Below are 696 nucleotides of genomic sequence, written 5' to 3' on the forward strand. Positions count from 1 at the left end.
ACAACGCCAGAAATACACGCCTGAGTATCGGCGTGAAGCTTTGAGCCTGGTAATCGAGCGCAGCGCCCAATCGCTCATGTAGCTCAAGGAGATTGGCGTCGGACCAGGCCTTTAGGCCGGTGGGTAAAAAATGAGCGCGAACGCCGCGGATCCTCCGATGGGCTAAGCCAGCCGGATCTTCGTGTTGAGAATGCTCGTCTGCGCCGCTCGTTGGCACAAGCCAAGATGGATAATGAGTTTTTGTCAAACCCGACAGCCTTGTTCGCTTTAAGGCAACGCGAGAAAAAGTTCGAGTTAATGCAGCCGGAGCAAGGCGAATTTCAGTATCAAACGCAAACGCTGCGCGGTGACGTTGCTGATGGCCTGATGTTTCATGCTGACCGCGGAACGCAGTTTACCAACGAGAAGCTTTGGGAAGTGTGCCGCAACCTGGGCATTGCTTAGTCTGTGGGGTGTAGCAGTGTGTGTTTCGATAACGCGATGGCTGAGTCATTCTGGTCGACGCTTAAAACCGAATTCTACGACCGTAAGCGCTGGTCAGCCCGTGACGCTGCACGTGCGGGTGTCGCGCGCTGGATTGAAGTTGTCTACAACCGCCGACGCCGGCACTGAAGCGCTCGGGATGCTCAGCCCCGTCGACTTCGAGAACTATATTGGTTTAACCACCAGCAGAAAAGAAATAGCTGCCTAACCACT

At 54.6% G+C, this 696-nt stretch carries 2 protein-coding genes; both read left to right on the forward strand.

What is annotated here, in order from left to right:
* Nucleotides 1–240: 240 nt before the first annotated feature.
* Complete coding sequence (locus A5774_RS11780; protein ID WP_231892409.1) at nt 241–444, forward strand: transposase family protein; 204 nt, start codon at nt 241–243, stop codon at nt 442–444.
* Nucleotides 445–480: 36 nt separating this feature from the next.
* Nucleotides 481–612: an integrase core domain-containing protein gene (locus tag A5774_RS12035; RefSeq protein ID WP_369815523.1), complete on the forward strand. Its 132-nt coding sequence runs from the start codon at nt 481–483 to the stop codon at nt 610–612.
* Nucleotides 613–696 lie beyond the last annotated feature (84 nt).

The sequence above is a fragment of the Corynebacterium sp. EPI-003-04-2554_SCH2473622 genome (genome assembly GCF_001665955.1).
Taxonomy (GTDB): domain Bacteria; phylum Actinomycetota; class Actinomycetes; order Mycobacteriales; family Mycobacteriaceae; genus Corynebacterium; species Corynebacterium pseudodiphtheriticum.